We start from the raw sequence: 16,764 nt of genomic DNA on the forward strand, positions 1-16,764 counted from the left end.
CCTACGATGGCGCGGTGACGAGTACAGCGCCCGATGCCCGGCAGGGCCAAGACGCCGGGGATCAGTACGGCCCGGAGCCGACTTCCTGGCAGCAGCGGCTGCGCCGCTTCGGTCATTCACCGCGGCCCGGGATCGGGCTGCGGGAACGGCTGGTTCCGCCGTACACCCGCCCCGGGAGCCGGTTGTGGGCGGTGCTCGGGGTGCCCCCGGTGTGGGCGGACCGGCTGTTGCGCTGGTCGGCGTGGGGCGGTCCGCTGCTGGTGACGCTGGTCGCCGGGGTGCTGCGGTTCTGGAACCTGGGCAGCCCGCACGCGGTGATATTCGACGAGACGTACTACGCCAAGGACTCCTGGGCGCTGATCAACCAGGGGTACGAGGGGGCCTGGCCCAAGGACGTCGACAAGCTGATCCTGGACGACCCGTCCAAGGTGAGCATCCCGATCGACCCCGGCTATGTGGTGCACCCGCCGGTCGGCAAGTGGATCATCGGGATCGGTGAGCAGGTCTTCGGCTTCACCCCGTTCGGCTGGCGGTTCATGGTCGCGGTGCTCGGCACGCTGTCGGTGCTGATGCTGTGCCGGATCGGCCGCAGGCTCTTCCGCTCGACGTTCCTGGGCTGTCTGGCGGGCGCGCTGCTCGCGGTGGACGGGCTGCACTTCGTGATGAGCCGCACCGCGCTGCTCGACCTGGTGCTGATGTTCTTCGTGCTGGCCTCGTTCGGCTGTCTGCTGATCGACCGGGACTGGGCGCGGCGCCGGCTCGCGGCCGCGCTGCCGGTCGACGCGGAGGGGGTGCTGCGGCCGGACGTCGCGGTCGCGGAGCGGCTGCGGCTCGGCTGGCGGCCGTGGCGGATCGCGGCCGGACTCATGCTCGGCCTGGCCTTCGCCACCAAGTGGAACGGGCTGTACATCCTGGTCGCGTTCGGCCTGATGACGGTCCTGTGGGACGTGGGCGCGCGGCGTACGGCGGGTGCGATGCGCCCGTACGCGGCGGTGCTGAAGCGGGACCTGGTCCCGGCGTTCGTCTCCACGGTGCCGGTGGCGATCCTGACCTACGTCGCCTCGTGGACCGGCTGGATCATCCACAACTCCCCCGCCCGGCACGGCTACTACCGGGACTGGGCGGCGACCGACGGCAGGGGCGGCAGCTGGACGTGGCTCCCGGACTGGCTGCGCAGCCTGTGGCACTACGAGTACCAGGTCTACGAGTTCCATGTGAACCTGACGTCCGGTCACACCTACCAGTCCAATCCGTGGAGCTGGATCGTGCTGGGCCGGCCGGTCTCCTACTTCTACGAGGAGCAGAACGGCTGCGCCGCGTCGGAGACCGGCAAGTGCGCCCGCGAGGTGCTGGCCATCGGCACACCGCTGCTGTGGTGGGCCGCGTGCTTCGCGCTGCTGTACGTGCTGTGGCGCTGGCTCTTCCGCCGCGACTGGCGGGCGGGCGCCATCGCCTGCGGGGTGGCCGCGGGGTGGGTGCCGTGGTTCCTGTACCAGGAACGCACCATCTTCCTCTTCTACGCGGTCGTGTTCGTGCCGTTCCTGTGCCTCGCGGTGGCGATGATGATCGGCGCGATGCTGGGGCCGGCGGCGGGTACCGGGGCGAGACACGAACTGGGCCTGGCGACCGGTGACCCGACGAACGAACGGCGCCGGACGGTGGGGGCGGTCGCGGCGGGCGTGCTGGTCCTGCTGATCGTCTGGAACTTCATCTATTTCTGGCCGCTGTATACCGGGTCCCCCATTCCGGAGAATTCCTGGCGCGACCGGATGTGGCTGGACACCTGGATTTAGCTGCGAGGACGACGGGCCCGGCATCTGGTGATGCCGGGCCCGTCGTGGTCGTTAGTGGTGGCTGTTGGTTGTCACCGGTCGTCCGTTGACGGCCCACAGACGGCCCACTGGGAACCGCGAGTGCGGGGAAGGATCGCCCGCACGTCACATGCTGGGCACACACGGAAGTGAGAGACGCGCATGACTGAGTCATCAGTGCACCTCCCCCGTTACGCTGGCGGACATCAGCCGACGATCCGGGGGTGTGCGCCGAGGATGGGACCCAAGACACAGAGGGTCTACGAGACGATCCGATCCTGGATCGAGTCGGGCAGGTACGCCCCCGGCGACAAGCTGCCCTCGGAACGCACGCTGAGTTCCGAGCTAGATATTGGCCGTACGGCCCTCAGGCAGGCACTGGCGCGACTCGCGAACGAACGCTTCATCAAGGCGCATGACCGAAGCGCTTACCGCGTGTCTGGCGGTGAGGGTGTGCCGACGCCGAGCGACCTGCCGGCGTGGCAGATCCACGGAAGTCGTCGCATCTATGACAACCAGTGGGTCAACCTCGACCTGGTCGACGTCGAGCCGCCCGGTGTCGGGCGCTTCGAACACCACGTCGTCCGGCTTCACCACGTCGCGATCACTGCCGTAGTCGACGACCAAAGCCGAGTGCTCATGTTGTGGCGGTATCGCTTCGTACCGCAGCAATGGGGCTGGGAGCTTCCCGGCGGCATCGTGGACGAGGGGGAGGACCCGGCTGCCACAGCAGTACGTGAAACGGTGGAAGAAACCGGCTGGCGTCCAACCAAGGTCGAACATGTGGTCACCTACCAGCCGATGATCGGCATGGTTGATTCGCCGCACGAAATCTTCGTAGCGAGAGGCGCCACCCACGTCGGAGAACCCACCGACGCCGAGGAAGCCGGTCACGTTGCCTGGGTGCCGTTGGATGAGATTCCCGGCCTGATGAGCGAGGGGAAGCTGATGGGATCAGGAACGATCGTCGCCCTTCTTCACCTCCTCTCCTCGCGACCTACAGCCTCCCAGTAAGCAGCTCCACACGCCGGCGATACCGCACGGACCCCGTGCGGTTCGCCGCCAGCCTTGCCCTCTGAAGGTGGCCTCTAGCCTGATCCAGCTCGCCTCGGGCAAGGTGGGCCTGCGTGAGGTCGCAATGCACGCCAGAACTGGCCCGCACGAATGATGGGTCGGCGCTGTCCAACCAGGCGTACAGCTCATCCATAGCCGATTCGTCGCCGAGTTTGGCCAGCACGTTTCCGCGCCAGCGCATGAGATGGCCAGTGTTGAGGAAGATGCTCAGCATGTCCGGGTCGCGCGCCTCACCGCCGTCCGGCAGCAACGTGTCTGCCCGCTCCAGAGCCGCACGCGCCTCCGACGCCATGTCCGCACCTACGGAGGCGCACAGCTCTGCCTCAGTGGCAGCGAGCCAGGCGCGAAGCCTCGGGGACTGGCGCTCAGCCTGTGTCTTCTGCGCATCTCGCACCAGCTCGATCGCGAGCAGCGGGCGGCCTGCATCGGCCAGTACGTAAGCCTGCTCCCCCATCGCATGAGCCAGGTACAGCGGGGAGTCAGCCTCCTGCGCCGCCTTCTTCGCCAGCTCGTACCGCCGCCAAGCCCGCTCGACAGCACCGGCGTCCAGCGCCTGCCAGGCGGCGAGAGTAGACGCTCCGGCAAGGGCAGCAGCGATAGGGCGCCTCGCACCTGGGAGGACAGCGAAGGTCAACGCATCCTCCATTGCCGTCAGATGCCCGTTCACCTGATCGACCAGTCCGGCCGCTCCCATCTGCCGGTCCATCGTGCGCAACAACTCGGTCTGATCGAGGAACGACCCAACCATGGACTCGCTAACGCTGCTCGCTGAGTCGATCCGGCTCAGCAGCTCCTCATAACCACCCACCGATGGAAGCGCCTGCCCGACGTCGCCCCGAAGTTCGGCATCCGTGATGCCTAGCAGCGGCCGGAGGAGCGCCGCGTATCGGTCCGTAACGGCGCGGCGGCCGTTCTCCCACTCCGAGATGTAGACCTTGAGGCTCGCCGGCGCGGCGATGTCGAGGAGTCGCTGTTCCGCGAATCGCCGCATCTCGTAGATGAGTTTCTCCTGCGACCATCCTCGCGCTTTCCTGGCCGCCCTTAGCCCTGTTGTCACGCCGCCTCCCTTAAAGCCGCAGGTGAGAGCTGGTTAACCCCACCGACATTAACCCGAGTTGACTACCGGGACACCCCTCTTTGGCCGTTCTCTGAAGATGCACGCAGACAGCGACCACATCGAAGGGGTTGCATCTGGTGCGCACCAGATGGTTATCTATTGGTGCGCACCAGATGAGCCCCCGAAAGGGGGCCGCCCGGCGCGTACACAGAACAACTCCACAGCGTGATCCACCGCAGTACAGCGGCCGTGACCGTTCCGGCCGAGGCGAGTGGAGACCAGCCGATCGAGAACGGGCCCGCGCAGCAACGCGGGCCCCACACCCCAGATGGGGGACACGCCATCGGCTCTAAAGAACCGCTACAGCACACCTTCGAAACTGCGACAACTTCCGGGATTTCGGACCTCCCCGGAACGAGCAGCGCCGTAGCGAACACGAGAACCGAAACCCGTTCTGCTCAGCCTCACCGCAGCACGCATGACCGCTGCGGCCGGTTGCCTCCCCCGCCCGTCCGGCCTCTCTTCGGGCTGTACGGGCGGGGTTGAGGGGAGCCGGAACACCCCTTCCTCACCGCTTGGGAGTCCTGATGAACGTTGAGATCGAGATCGTTTCGTTCGGCTACCTGCACAGTGCGCCGCCCGCCGCTCACCTGACGATCGACCTGCGTCACCACTTCCGTGACCCGCACGTCAGCCCGGAGCTGCGGAACATGACCGCCGATGACGAGCCGGTCCGCAAGGCGGTGCTGAACACGCCCGGTATCACAGCACTGGTCGACGCCGCAGCGACGGCGGTGGCCGCGTTCGCCTCCGGTCCCAGCGCCGGGGCGGTGACCGTGGCCGACGGATGCGCCGGCGGCCGTCACCGCGCCCCGACCTTCGCCGGAGTCCTCGCCGAGCGGCTGCGCGCCGAGGGCTACCGGGTCTCGGTCACCCACCGGGACCTGCACCGCCCCGTCGTCCAGCGCTGACTCCACCACTCCAGCCCCGGGACCCCCATCGCGGGTGCCGTGAGGCGCCGGATCGAATCCGGCCCGGGGCACGCACGACCCACATCACTCAATGAGGAGATCGACATGCGATTCCGCCCGAGCCCTTCCCCCGCTGCCTCCGAGATGACTGGCCGCACCAGCGACGACCTGCGCAACGAGTACGGGCTGATCAACCGGGAGCGAGCCGGGGGAGGGGACCCCATCGGGACCGTGTCCGACCAGAACGACATTGCCCGCGAGCTGGAGCGACGCGGCGAGCTCTGACCCCGCCCAACAGCCCCGATGGTCGCAGGCCGGGTTCGACTCCCTGCCGGGGCACTCCCACCCACCCGGGTGGTTTCCCACACAACGGCGCGCACCCCCGGAGCGGGAACTCCGGGGGTGCTGTTCGAGCCGCCCCCGCTACTAGGGAGAGAACGACTCATGATCCCCATCGCTGCACTTCAAGCCACTGTTACGGCCGCCTCGCTCGACTTCGAGCCGTCGGCTGCTGAGCTGGACGCGATCGAGGTGGAGATGCCGCTCATCCGGGCGGAGGCCGAGTTGCTGGACGCACTGATCATGCGCATCGACCGGCCGGTCAACGAGCTGGACGTACGGCGTATTCGTCGGGCCCGTAACCGGGTCATGGCGGCCCGCCGGGACGTCACCAACCGCGCCACGACGCCCCTGACGGGCGGCGCGGCGTGAACGCCAAGACCGTTCTGCCTGCCGTCGCGATGACGGCGGTGTCCATGGTGCTCACTCTGGCCGTGGTCGTGATGTGGCTCGGCGCGGCGATGCCGTGGCCGGTCGCCCTGGTCGTCGGTCTCGGGATCGACGGCGGGTGGCTGGCCACCCTCGCCTACGAACGCCGCCTCGCCGCGCAGGGCGACCACTCCACCCCGGTCACAGCCGTCGGCTGGTCCTTCGGACTGATCGCAACCGGGGTCCTGATCACCCACGCCCTCACCGCCGAGGAGTCCACCGGCGCGTGGCTGGCTGTCGCCTGGCTGCCCATCGCGGCCAAGGCATTGTGGTTGGTTCACGGGCTGTGGGAGCGGACCGCGCTCACCGGTGAGGCGCTGGACGCGATCCAGGGCATCCAGCAGGAAGCCCGCGACGAAGCCGCCGTGGCCCGCGCCCGCCTCCGGTCGGAAGCCGCCACGGAAGAGACCCGGCTGACGGCCGTGACGCAGGCCGGGGCCCGCGTCGCACACGTCCAGGCCACGACCGCCAACACCCTCTCCCGGGCCTGGTCGACGCTGGAGAAAGCCCGCGAGGGTGAGGGCACCGGACGGGCGCTGACCAGCGTGACGACCCGCGTCACACCCGGCGTCACACCCCGCTGGGAACTCCCCGTCTGGGGCCCCACCGAGCCCGTATCGGCGTTCGAGCTGGAGTCGGCCGGTGCACTCACCGATGAGGCGCTGGACGCTGTGGTCGACCGCATCCGCCACAGCGAGACACCCGCCCTCTCCTACCGGGAGATGGCGACCCGGTTCCGAGCCGCTGGCTACTCCGCATCGGAGGTCCGACTCCGGGGCGCGTGGAAGCGGGTCGCCTGATGGACCGGCTGAACCAGGCTCGCCGTCTCCTCGACCGTCCGCCGACTCCCGTGCTCGCCGGCCAGCTTGCCGCGGCCGTGGGCCCTCGGATCGGCTCCGTCTGCTCCGGCTACCGGGGACTCGACATGGCCGTGGAGGCCGTGTTCGGCGGCACCACGGCGTGGGTGTCGGACATCGATCCCGGGGCGAACGCGGTACTCGCCCACCACTGGCCGAACGTCCCGAACCTGGGTGACCTGACCGCCGTGGACTGGTCGGCCGTCGAACCGGTCGACATCTTCTGCGGCGGCTACCCCTGCCAGCCCTTCAGCAGTGCCGGCAAGCGGAAAGGAACCGCTGATGAGCGTCACATCTGGCCGTGGATTGCCCGTGCCCTTGGGCTTCTACGACCCCAAGTCGCGATCTTTGAGAACGTCGGCGGCCACCTTCGACTCGGATTCGACATCGTCCTCCGTGACCTTGCCGAGCTCGGGTTCGATGCGGAGTGGTGCACTGTTCGCGCGTCGGAGGCCGGCGCTCCCCACCCCCGCCGCCGCCTCTTCATCCTCGCCGTTGCTCAAGACTCCGACCGCAAACTTGGCGGTGAACGGCGGCTCGCAGCACCCGGACAAGCGGAAGTCCGGGGGGCACGGTCCGACGCTGGCCGACGAGGTGGAGCACCTGCTCCCCACACCGACGGCAACGCCCTACGGCAACAACCAGTCGCCGAGCCCCGGGGCCGCGGTCCGGCCGTCGCTCAACTCGCTGGCACCCACTCTGCTGCCGACACCGGCCGCCGCGGACTCGACGAACACGGCGAACTTCCGGCCGGACGGAAGGCCCTACGGAGAGGGGTACGGGCCGACGCTCCTCGATGCGGCACGGCTCCTGCTCCCCACCCCGACAGCGTCGGACGGGGACCGGGTGAGCCTGACCTACGGCAGGGGCAATCCGACATTGCGTGGGGCCGTTTCGAGCCCGCCATCCGACGGTGGGAACACGCCCTCGGACGACGAGCCCCTCGGGCAACTGACGATCGAAATCGACTGAGCCCCGTGTTCGTCGAGTGGCTCATGGGCCTGCCCGCCGGGCACGTCACCGCCGTCCCCGGGCTCACTCGCACCCAGCAGCTTCACGCCCTCGGCAACGGCGTCGTGCCCCAGCAGGCGACCGCCGCCCTGCGGACCCTCTTCGACCGGCACACAGCCCAAGCCATGACCGCCGCTGCCTGACCCGGAAGGACACCACCTGATGAACGCCGCCGAGTACCGCGCTGCCGCCGAACGCATCGTCACCAAGGACACGATCAGCTACGGGTCCATCGCCCCCGAGCACTTCCGCAAGGCCGAGATCCTCGCCCAGCTCGCCGTGTCCGCCGCCATCTCCGAGGCGACCGAGGCACGCACCTCCATGCTGCAGGACCGGTACCAGATGAACGCCGACTACGAGGCCATCGACTCCGCCGAGTACGCCCAGTTCAACACCTCGATGGACGCCCTCGACGCCGAGCGCAACCAGCACTGATCCACCGCCCCGGACCACGCCGTGAGGGCGCCGGATCGAATCCGGCCCGGGGCACTCCCGCTCCACTCAGCCCGTGGAAGGAACCGCATGAACCCCCACCTGCCCGCACCCCGGGCCCTCACCGTCATCCAGCTCCCGGACGGCACCTACACCTACACCGACCCGCGCACCCTGCCCGCCCCACAGGCCCCGCCGCAGCAGATCGTCCAGCACATCCACCACGCCCCGCCCGACCGCACCGTCCAGCGCCTCGCGCTCGGCTCCGGGGTCGGGGCCGGAACGGTGGCGGCCGGCGTGTATTTCGGTCCGCTCCTGGTCGGTGTCCTCACCGCCATCGCCGCGAACCTCGCGATCCTCGCGCTCCTCGTCGCCGTCATGGCCTGGGGTGTGGTCACCGTCGTGAAGTCGGTCGGCAGCAGTGAGGGCAAGGCCGCCTCCAAGTCGCTCCGCAAGACCCGCCGCCCCTGACCCCAAAGGAGACCGTGATGCCGTTCACGGCAGGTGACAAAGTCCGGATCATCTCGTGTGACGACGACCCCCGCGCGGCCGGCAGGACCGGCCGGATCATCGACGAGGTACCGCCCGGCCCGCTCACCGGCGGCCGGTGGACGGTCCACCGGATCAGCCCCCTGATCGGCCCCGTCCTGTGCCACACCCACGAGCTGCGGCCCGCCTGACGGCCCCCCGCCCGCCCGGTCCCGTACCGGGCGGGCAGGGGGCCGGACAGCCCGGCCCATCTGGGAGGAGCACCGTGATGGAGAGCTACACCACCGCCGAGAAGCGTGAGCGCAACAAGCTGTTCCGTAAGGGCTTCCGGCAGGCCCTGGCCGACTGCGTCGACCCGCGCCTTGAGGCCCGGATCGAGAAGATCGACCAGCGGGCCGCCGAGCGCGGCGCCCTGGAACTGCAGGCCCTGCACAAGGTGCAGGCCGACGCCCGCCAGACCCTGGCCAACGCCAAGGCGACCGAGCGCACCGCGCCCCGCACCGACCGCACCGCCGCCCGCCAGACACGCAAGGAAGCCGAGCAGCGCGTACGCCTCGCGGAGCGGGCCGTGCAGCGTGCCGAGCGCTGAGCACCGCCCACCCCCTGCACGTCTTCAGCTCATCCGATGTGAGACAGGAGCACCCCCGTCATGACCGAACTCGCCACCGAGGGGGCCGACATGGGCACCCTGCACCACCTGGACGACCACCGCCCCACCACCGAACCTGTGGTGAGCCTGATCAAGACCCCTGTCCCCGCAACCGGGGCTGTGGTGGAGGCGGTTGACCGGGCTGACAACCCGCTGTCCGACTGGCTGACCGTCCCGGACGCCCCGGTCCTGCCGGCGTGGGCACGCTCTGCCGCGTCCATCAAGGCCAACGCCGCCGCCCTGGCCCGCCTGACGTGGTGGCACACCCGCTACCACGCCTTGCGGGCCCCGAAGTACCTGATCAAGACCATGCTGCTGGCCGCCCGCGGCTTCTTCCGCGCCGCGATGGGGCTGTGGCCGACGCTGTCCGCGCAGGACCACACCGCCACCGTCAAAGCGCTCCGGGCGCAGAGCAAGGCCCGGCCGGAGGACATCGAGCTGGCGACCCGGTTGCAGATCGCGCACGCGATGCGGACCCGTACCCGGCGGTGGCGGTTCGGGGCCGCCGCCGTGGGTGTGGCCGCTGCCGCAATCGGCATCATGCTGGCCGACCCGGTCTTGCAGACCGGGATCGCCGGGGCCGTCGTGACCCCGCTCGCATACCTGGGACGGGGCAAGGACACCCAGTTCCTGGACCAGGGCGCCCCGCCGCTGCGGGTCGACATGTCCGCGCAGCAGCTCAACGACGCCCTGCGCGCCGCCGGCCTCCTGAAAAGCGGCCGGTCGAGCGACGACGAGCGGGATGCTCCGAAGGTGTCTTGCTCGATGGGCCCGGTCCGTGACGGCCGTGGCTGGGCCGTGATCTTCGACCTCCCCCGGGGCGGCGGCAAGACCGCCTCCGACGTACTGGCCAAGCGGGAGGTCATCGCGCAGGAACTCGGGGTGGATGAGATCCAGGTCATCATGTCCCGCGTCCGCGCGGCCAAGGGCGGCAACGCCGGCCGCGTGTCCATGTGGGTTGCCGACGATGACCCCTACCTCGGCCCACTCAACCCGTCACCGTTCGAGACGGCGGAGCGGTTCTCGATCTGGGACCCGGTCCCCTTCGGCCAGGACGCCCGTGGGGTGCGGGTGAACATCCCCGTGATGTGGCAGTCGATGTTCTTCGGCGGTCTGCCCCGACGCGGCAAGACGTTCTCCCAGCGCCTGCTCACCTCTGCCGGACTGCTGGACCCGTTCGTGCGGCACTACGTCGCGGACGGCAAGGGCGGCGCGGACTGGATGCCCATGAAGGCCGTCGCGCACTGCCTGGTCATGGGCGCCGAGGACGACGCGATCGAAGCCCTCAAAGCGATGCTCGCCGAACTGCTGGTCGAGATGGAACGCCGGTTCGCCCTGCTGCGGGACCTGCCCACCTCCGTCTGCCCCGAAGGCAAGCTCACCCCGGAAATCGTGGCGAAGTACAACGTGCCGGTCATCTTCGTGACCATCGACGAACTCCAGGAGTACTTCACCGCGATGGAAAGGGAGGACCGGGAGCAGGTCATCAACGACCTGTGCCGCATCGCGAGGCGCGGCCCCGCCGCCGGGTTCGTCTCCAACTTCGCCTCCCAGCGCCCCGACGCAGACAGCGTCCCGACCAAGCTGCGCGAGATCATCACCATCCGCTACTCGACACAGGTCGTCGACCGGGCCAGCAGCGACATGGTCCTCGGCAAGGGCAAGGCCGCCCAGGGCGCGGATGCCTCCGTCCTGTCCGAGGAACACAAGGGCGTCGGCGTCCTGGTCACCGGACCCGCCTCCTACGTCACCGTGCGGGCCGACTACCTCGACGGGCCGTCCTTCGCCGGGCTGTGCCGCAAGGGCCGCGTCCTGCGCGAGGCCGCCGGACAGCTCACCGGACAAGCCGCGGGCGACGTCACCGCAGCAGCCGACGCGGCCGGCATCACCGTCCCCGCGATCGTCTCGGACACGCTGGAAGTCATGCGCCACTCGCCCCGCATGTTCACGACCGATCTCCTGAACGGTCTCGTGAACCTCGACGAGGACGTCTACGGCGACTTCAACGCCGAGCAACTCGCCGCCGCGCTGGAGTCGGCCGGAGTCAAGCGAACGAGCAAGCAGGTCAAGATCAGCGGCTCCAACGGCGCCGGATACCAGCGCCGCGACATCGAAGCCGCCGTCCCCGCCGAGATCCTCCTCAGCACCGGCAGGTAGAGGGGGACCCCCCTACCAGGCCCCACCGGAGACCCCCGCCGGCACCCCGTTGCCCACCCTCCGGCAGGGCCCGGAAGTAGCGGGGGCCCTTTACCCCGGTAGAGGGGGAGGTAAGGGCCCCTGACCTGCAAGGTAAGGCCGGTAAGGGGGGGTGGGCGCCACCCGCCCGCATCCCTCCACAGACCGGTTCCACACCTGACCCAAGAGGAGAACCCCCGTGGCCGTAACCCAGACACAGTGCTGGATCGCCGTCTGCGACCTGTGCGGCAACACCACCGACGCCGACGGATGCATCCAGCACTTCACCACCCCGGACAACGCCATCAACAACGCCACCGTATGGGGCGACGAGACCTCCGGCTGGACACTCGCACCTGACGGCCGCCTCGTCTGCGACACCGTCACCGACCACGCCCACGAGTCCGTGCACCAGGCCGCCGGCAAGCACCTCCCCGAGCCCGGCCCCGACGCCATGTGCGTCACCTTCACCACCACCTAGCAACGCCAACGGCGGCCCCCGTCTCGCCAAAGCCTGGGGCCGCCGTCGTCCAGCCATCCACATCAGAGAACTGGAGACCCCCAGCATGACCCACGACCGCACCACCCCGCTGCTCGATGCAGCGTTACGAGCAGCCGAGCGCGGCTGGCACGTCTTCCCACTCCGTCCCGGCGACAAGCGCCCCGCCCTCCACGGCGAAACCGCATGCCCCCGGACCGGCAACTGCGCCGACGGGCACCGCAAGCCGGAGCAGCGGGCCACCACCGACCCGGACCGTATCCGCGCGGCCTGGTCGTCCGGGGCGTTCAACGTCGGGATCGCCACGGGTCCGTCCGGGCTGGTCGTCGTTGACCTGGACAAGGTCAAGGCCAAGGACCCGAAAGGAACGCCTGACGGCGTCACTTCCCTGCAAGCGCTCTGCGAGCGCGCCGGCCAGACCGTCCCCACCACCTACCGAGTCCGGACCGCGAGCGGCGGAGTACACCTGTACTTCACCGCCCCGGACGGGGCCCGGCTCCGCAACAGCGCGGGCAGGCTCGGCACCCACATCGACACCCGCGCCCACGGCGGCTACGTCGTCGCCCCCGGCAGCACCCTCCCCCACGGTACGTACGAGGTGACCGACCCCACCGAACCCGTACCGCTCCCGGAATGGCTGTACGCCCTCCTGAGGCCCCGTCAGGCAACGCGGGCATTGATGGCCACGCCCGCGCCGGTTCGCGCTCCTCGGTACGCGGCAGCGGCCCTCAGGGCCGAAACGGCGGCCGTCGCAGGGGCTGGGGAGGGTGTGCGTAACTGGACGCTGGTCCGGGCCGCCCGAGCCCTGGGGCGGTTCATCCCGTCCGGCGACCTCGCCCGCCATGAGGTAGAGCAAGCTCTTAATTCGGCGGGATTGCGGGCCGGACTCCGCGAAACCGAGTGCCGCGCAGCCGTGGCCAGTGCTCTGAACTGGTCCATCGCCAACAACCCCGGTCGGCTGTCATGACCACCGCCAGGAATCACCAAATTAAGAGCCTGCCTGCCACTCCGAACAGCCCGCAGGCCGCCCATCCCGCCGCAGCGCTGATGACCGATGGCGAGCCGAAAGGCGTCGGCCGCAAGGCCGTCCCCGTTGCTGTTCTCACTGGCCCGCGCCCGCAGCCAGTGCGGTGGCTGGACGTCATCGCACCCCCGTCGTTCTCGGCCCTGGTGTCGGCCCGGTCCTGGTGCCGCTGCGGCTACGAGCGCACCGCACGGGGACGCTCCGGTGTCCTGACCCTGATCGAGGCCCACTCCGCCCACCCCGAACACTGCCCGCTGCTCAACCTCGAAGGGAGCAAGGCCGCATGACCACCGATCTGTGGGAGGGCTTCAATGCCCTGGACCCCGAGACGATCACCGGCCCCGTCTGGGATGAGCCGGTACCCCTCAACCACCGCCGCGCGCTGCCTTCCTTCCCCGTGCACACCCTGCCGCCGTGGCTGCGTGACATGGTCGCCGCCGTAGCCGAGGAGACGCAGACACCGGCCGATCTCGCCGGGTGCCTGGCGCTGGGCGTCATCGCCACGGCGGCCGGCGGCCGGGCCACCGTGTGCGTGCGGGGCCACTGGCGGGAGCCGGTGAACCTCTACACCGCCGTCGCCCTGCCCCCCGGCAACCGCAAGTCCGCCGTGTTCGCCCTCATGACCGGCCCGTTGCTCGCGGTGGAGAAGACACTCGTGGAACTCTCCGGCCCCCTGCGAGCCGAGGCCGAGACAACCGCGCGCCTGGCCAAGGCAGCAGCCGACAAGGCCGCACAGAAGGCCGCAGCAGCCGAACCGGGGCTGCGCGACCAGCTCACCGCCGAAGCCGTCCACCTCGCCCAGCAGGCCGAGGAAATGACCGTCCCCGCGAAACCACAGCTGGTCGCTGACGACGTCACCCCCGAGAGCCTCGCTTCCCTGCTCGCGGAGCAGGGCGGACGGATCAGCGTCATGTCCGCCGAGGGCGAGATCTTCGACATCATCGCCGGTCGCTACTCCGGCACCCCGAACATGGGCGTCTTCCTCAAGGGCCACGCCGGAGACATGGCCCGCGTCAACCGCCAGGGCCGCGATCCCCAGCACATCGAGAACCCCGCCGTCACCATGGCATTGGCCATTCAGCCCGAAGTCCTGGACTCCATCGGCCGAGTGAAGGGCGCCGACGGCAGGGGCCTGCTCGCCCGGTTCCTCTACGCCAAGCCCATCTCTCTCGTCGGCTCCCGCAACCTCACCCCGGACCTCATCACCGAGGAGACCACCACCGCATACGCCCAGACGCTGGGCGGCCTGACGCTGGCACTCGCCGACTGGACCGACCCCGCCGTCCTCACCCTCACCCCCGAGGCCGACGCCGTGATGCTCGCCTACCAGAAGGTCACCGAGTCCCGTATCGGCAAAGGCGGTTCACTCGCCCCGATCGTGAAATGGGCGTCCAAGCGTGACGGCGCCGTGGCCCGCATCGCCGCCCTGCTCCACCTCGCCACCCACCCCGACAACGGATGGGCCCTTCCCATCGCGGCAGCCACCATGGCTGCCGCGACCGAGTTGGGCGACTACTTCACCGCCCACGCCCACGAGGTGTTCGACGACATGGGCGCCGACCCCGCGCAGGAAGCCGCACACCAGCTCCTGACCCACCTCAAGGAACAGCGCCTGGCCAACTTCACCAAGCGGGACCTGTTCCGGGGTCTGGCCCGGGGCGACTTCCCGGTCATGACCGACCTGGACCCCGCCTTGGCCCTGCTGGAAGAACACGGGTGGGTCCGCCAACAGCCCCTCCCGCCACGCAACGGACGCGGCGGCCGGCCGCCCTCTCCCCGCTACGACACCCACCCCAGCATCACCCCGCCCCTCGTCGGCGTCTGACAGAACCCCCAATCCGCTGACAGAACTGACACAACCCCCAATCCACCCCGCTGACCTGCACAAACACCCATGCTCATCGCCGTGACAAAACCTCCGAAAACTCTGACAGAACCTCCCCGCCCCGAAACGGGCGCTCTGACAGAACTCCCCGCCCGGAGGTTCTGTCAGAGTTTTTCGAGGTTTTGTCACGGCACTCAAAACCGGAGAAACAGCAGGTCAGCGGGTTACCAGCGAGGTTCTGTCAGTTCTGTCACGGAAACCGGCCAGTCGCCGACCCGAGGAGTTTCCCGTGGCCCTGAAACGCACCCCGGAGACCGCCCCGCAGACGACCCTGCGCGCCCGCCTCCCCGACCGCTACCTCACCCCCGACGACATCGCCGAGATCTTCGAGGTGCCCAAAGAGACCGTCTACGCCTGGCGCAAGAAGCGGATCGGCCCGCCCGGCTTCCGCGTCGGCAAGCACATCCGCTACGACCCCGCCGAAGTGTTCACCCACGTCACACACCTCAAGAACATCGACCGCGAAGCAGCCTGACCACACCACCCGCAGGGGCGCGACCGCCAGCAGTCGCGCCCCTGCCGCATCCCCAACAGGAGCACCCCTTGGCCGGCCACATCCAAGACCGTTGGTACAAAACCGAACCCGGAACCGACGGGAAACCCCGCCGCGTCAAAAGCGACCGCCACGGCAGCGGCCTGCGCTACCGCGCCAGGTACATCGGCCCCGACGGAACCGAGAAGTCCAAGTCCTTCCCCGACAAGCAGAAGCGCTTGGCCGAACGATGGCTCACCGAGACCGCGGCCGACATGTCGCGCGGTCAGTACATCGACCCGCGCGCAGCCCGAATCACCTTCCAGCAGTTCGCGGAAAAGTGGGTGGCCACCCACACAACAGAGATCAACAGTCGCGAGGCAGCCGAGCGACGCTTGCGGTTGCATGCACACCCGTACATCGGCACGCGCCCGCTGGCGTCCTTCCAGCCGGGCCACATCCGCACATGGCTCGGTGCGCTGGAGGCCGCTGTTCCCGCGTCCTCTCACCGCCGGATCATCTTCGGCACCGTTTCCGCCGCCTTCAGTGCAGCGGTGGACGACGGTTTGCTCCCAAAGAACCCGTGCCGTGCACGCTCGATTCAGATTCCGAAAGGCAGTCCGCCCCGATTGTCACCGTGGAAGTCGTCCCAGGTGTTCGGGGTCCGCGCCGCACTCCCGGAGCACATGAGAGCGACGGTGGACGTGGCGAGCGGCTGCGGTCTACGGCAAGGGGAAGTCTTCGGGCTCTCCGAGGATGAAATCGACTACGAAGGCGGCTGGTTGTCGATCGGGCACCAGCTCAAGCGCATTCGCGGGAAGTTCGTCTTCGCTCTTCCGAAGGGGGGCAAGGTGCGCGACGTGCCACTGGCTCATGCCGTCGGCACGGCCCTCCGGACGCACTCGGAGCGGCACGCCCCGGTCAAGGTCACGTTGCCGTGGCGGACTCCAGACGGGCCGCTCGTGACGAGGATGCTGCTGTTCAGTGGTGCGTCCGGCAACCACGTGCGGGTCAGCCACTTCAACGACCACATGTGGAAACCCGCCCTCGCGGCTGCCGGTATCATCCCCGAACCCGAAGCCGGTGAGCGCTACGCAGCGGCACCGGACGACGGTATGCACGCCCTGCGGCACTTCTACGCCTCGGTCCTGCTGGATGCTGGCGAGAACATCCGAGCCCTGAGTGCTTACCTCGGTCACAGCGATCCCGGCTTCACACTGCGCGTCTACACGCACTTGATGCCGAGCAGCGAGGGACGCACCCGCAAGGCTGTGGACGACCTCTATTCAGCACCGGAGAACCATGATCACGGCCCAGAGGCGGCCCAGTAGCAGCCGCACGGACCCGGCTGCGAGGGAAAGCCCTGGTCAGAGCCGAGTGACCTACGGATCGCGAAGCTTCATCTATTTCTGGCCGCTGTATACCGGGTCCCCCATTCCGGAGAATTCCTGGCGCGACCGGATGTGGCTGGATACCTGGATTTAGCCGGGCGGTAGACAGGTGGGGGGGGGGGGCGGGGGGCCCCCCCCCCCCCCCCCCAACCCCCCCCCCCCCCCCCCCCACCCCCGCCCCCCGGAGGTGTTAAGGGGC

20 protein-coding genes and 1 pseudogene are annotated in these 16,764 nt (G+C 69.2%); 20 read left to right on the forward strand and 1 reads right to left on the reverse strand.

What is annotated here, in order from left to right:
• Window positions 1-14 precede the first annotated feature (14 nt).
• Window positions 15-1,793, forward strand: a complete 1,779-nt coding sequence (locus ACIQM0_RS25440; protein ID WP_401290587.1) for a dolichyl-phosphate-mannose--protein mannosyltransferase — start codon at window positions 15-17, stop codon at window positions 1,791-1,793.
• A 255-nt stretch (window positions 1,794-2,048) separates the two neighbouring features.
• Window positions 2,049-2,825, forward strand: coding sequence for an NUDIX domain-containing protein (locus ACIQM0_RS25445; protein ID WP_401290590.1), 777 nt, complete (start codon window positions 2,049-2,051; stop codon window positions 2,823-2,825).
• On the opposite strand, the gene ACIQM0_RS25450 is transcribed toward ACIQM0_RS25445, so the two are convergent.
• Window positions 2,809-3,942 (reverse strand): XRE family transcriptional regulator, encoded by a 1,134-nt coding sequence (locus tag ACIQM0_RS25450; RefSeq protein ID WP_401290593.1) that lies wholly within the window; start codon window positions 3,940-3,942, stop codon window positions 2,809-2,811. The genes ACIQM0_RS25445 and ACIQM0_RS25450 overlap by 17 nt on opposite strands.
• Window positions 3,943-4,529: 587 nt before the next feature.
• Between ACIQM0_RS25450 and ACIQM0_RS25455 the strand changes: the two genes are divergently transcribed.
• The 18 genes and pseudogenes from ACIQM0_RS25455 to ACIQM0_RS25540 all read left to right on the forward strand — a co-directional run bounded on the left by ACIQM0_RS25455 (window position 4,530) and on the right by ACIQM0_RS25540 (window position 16,505).
• Window positions 4,530-4,913, forward strand: coding sequence for an ATPase (locus ACIQM0_RS25455; protein WP_401290595.1), 384 nt, complete (start codon window positions 4,530-4,532; stop codon window positions 4,911-4,913).
• A 105-nt stretch (window positions 4,914-5,018) separates the two neighbouring features.
• Window positions 5,019-5,198, forward strand: a complete 180-nt coding sequence (locus ACIQM0_RS25460) for a hypothetical protein (RefSeq protein ID WP_401290598.1) — start codon at window positions 5,019-5,021, stop codon at window positions 5,196-5,198.
• 159 nt (window positions 5,199-5,357) lie between these two features.
• The gene (locus ACIQM0_RS25465; RefSeq protein WP_401290601.1) at window positions 5,358-5,624 is read left to right on the forward strand and encodes a DUF6284 family protein; all 267 of its coding nucleotides are present in this window, start codon (window positions 5,358-5,360) and stop codon (window positions 5,622-5,624) included.
• Entirely contained in the window at window positions 5,621-6,481 is an 861-nt protein-coding gene (locus ACIQM0_RS25470) for a protein spdB (protein WP_401290603.1), read from the forward strand. The genes ACIQM0_RS25465 and ACIQM0_RS25470 overlap by 4 nt, the downstream gene beginning before the upstream one ends.
• 125 nt (window positions 6,482-6,606) lie before the next feature.
• A pseudogene (locus ACIQM0_RS25475) lies at window positions 6,607-6,996 on the forward strand (DNA cytosine methyltransferase); the annotation flags it as partial.
• 67 nt (window positions 6,997-7,063) lie between these two features.
• Complete coding sequence (locus ACIQM0_RS25480; RefSeq protein WP_401290843.1) at window positions 7,064-7,510, forward strand: hypothetical protein; 447 nt, start codon at window positions 7,064-7,066, stop codon at window positions 7,508-7,510.
• A gap of 5 nt (window positions 7,511-7,515) precedes the next feature.
• The gene (locus tag ACIQM0_RS25485; RefSeq protein ID WP_401290859.1) at window positions 7,516-7,692 is read left to right on the forward strand and encodes a hypothetical protein; all 177 of its coding nucleotides are present in this window, start codon (window positions 7,516-7,518) and stop codon (window positions 7,690-7,692) included.
• Window positions 7,693-7,711: 19 nt separating this feature from the next.
• Complete coding sequence (locus ACIQM0_RS25490) at window positions 7,712-7,984, forward strand: hypothetical protein (RefSeq protein WP_401290606.1); 273 nt, start codon at window positions 7,712-7,714, stop codon at window positions 7,982-7,984.
• Between the two features lie 87 nt (window positions 7,985-8,071).
• Window positions 8,072-8,452, forward strand: a complete 381-nt coding sequence (locus tag ACIQM0_RS25495) for a DUF6251 family protein (protein ID WP_401290608.1) — start codon at window positions 8,072-8,074, stop codon at window positions 8,450-8,452.
• A gap of 17 nt (window positions 8,453-8,469) precedes the next feature.
• On the forward strand, window positions 8,470-8,661 hold the full coding sequence (locus tag ACIQM0_RS25500; RefSeq protein WP_401290610.1) for a hypothetical protein: 192 nt from the start codon (window positions 8,470-8,472) through the stop codon (window positions 8,659-8,661).
• Window positions 8,662-8,738: 77 nt separating this feature from the next.
• On the forward strand, window positions 8,739-9,059 hold the full coding sequence (locus ACIQM0_RS25505) for a hypothetical protein (protein WP_401290613.1): 321 nt from the start codon (window positions 8,739-8,741) through the stop codon (window positions 9,057-9,059).
• Window positions 9,060-9,119: 60 nt separating this feature from the next.
• Complete coding sequence (locus tag ACIQM0_RS25510; protein ID WP_401290615.1) at window positions 9,120-11,276, forward strand: cell division protein FtsK; 2,157 nt, start codon at window positions 9,120-9,122, stop codon at window positions 11,274-11,276.
• A gap of 217 nt (window positions 11,277-11,493) precedes the next feature.
• Window positions 11,494-11,775: a hypothetical protein gene (locus ACIQM0_RS25515; RefSeq protein WP_401290617.1), complete on the forward strand. Its 282-nt coding sequence runs from the start codon at window positions 11,494-11,496 to the stop codon at window positions 11,773-11,775.
• Window positions 11,776-11,860: 85 nt separating this feature from the next.
• Window positions 11,861-12,760: a bifunctional DNA primase/polymerase gene (locus ACIQM0_RS25520; RefSeq protein ID WP_401290619.1), complete on the forward strand. Its 900-nt coding sequence runs from the start codon at window positions 11,861-11,863 to the stop codon at window positions 12,758-12,760.
• Window positions 12,757-13,104, forward strand: coding sequence for a hypothetical protein (locus ACIQM0_RS25525; protein ID WP_401290621.1), 348 nt, complete (start codon window positions 12,757-12,759; stop codon window positions 13,102-13,104). The genes ACIQM0_RS25520 and ACIQM0_RS25525 overlap by 4 nt, the downstream gene beginning before the upstream one ends.
• Window positions 13,101-14,642 (forward strand): YfjI family protein, encoded by a 1,542-nt coding sequence (locus tag ACIQM0_RS25530; RefSeq protein WP_401290624.1) that lies wholly within the window; start codon window positions 13,101-13,103, stop codon window positions 14,640-14,642. The genes ACIQM0_RS25525 and ACIQM0_RS25530 overlap by 4 nt, the downstream gene beginning before the upstream one ends.
• A 289-nt stretch (window positions 14,643-14,931) precedes the next feature.
• Window positions 14,932-15,177, forward strand: coding sequence for a helix-turn-helix domain-containing protein (locus ACIQM0_RS25535; RefSeq protein ID WP_401290627.1), 246 nt, complete (start codon window positions 14,932-14,934; stop codon window positions 15,175-15,177).
• Window positions 15,178-15,245: 68 nt separating this feature from the next.
• The gene (locus ACIQM0_RS25540) at window positions 15,246-16,505 is read left to right on the forward strand and encodes a tyrosine-type recombinase/integrase (RefSeq protein WP_401290629.1); all 1,260 of its coding nucleotides are present in this window, start codon (window positions 15,246-15,248) and stop codon (window positions 16,503-16,505) included.
• The last annotated feature ends 259 nt before the right edge of the window (window positions 16,506-16,764 follow it).

Origin of the sequence: Streptomyces sp. NPDC091387, assembly GCF_044756945.1 — a bacterium.
GTDB lineage: Bacteria > Actinomycetota > Actinomycetes > Streptomycetales > Streptomycetaceae > Streptomyces.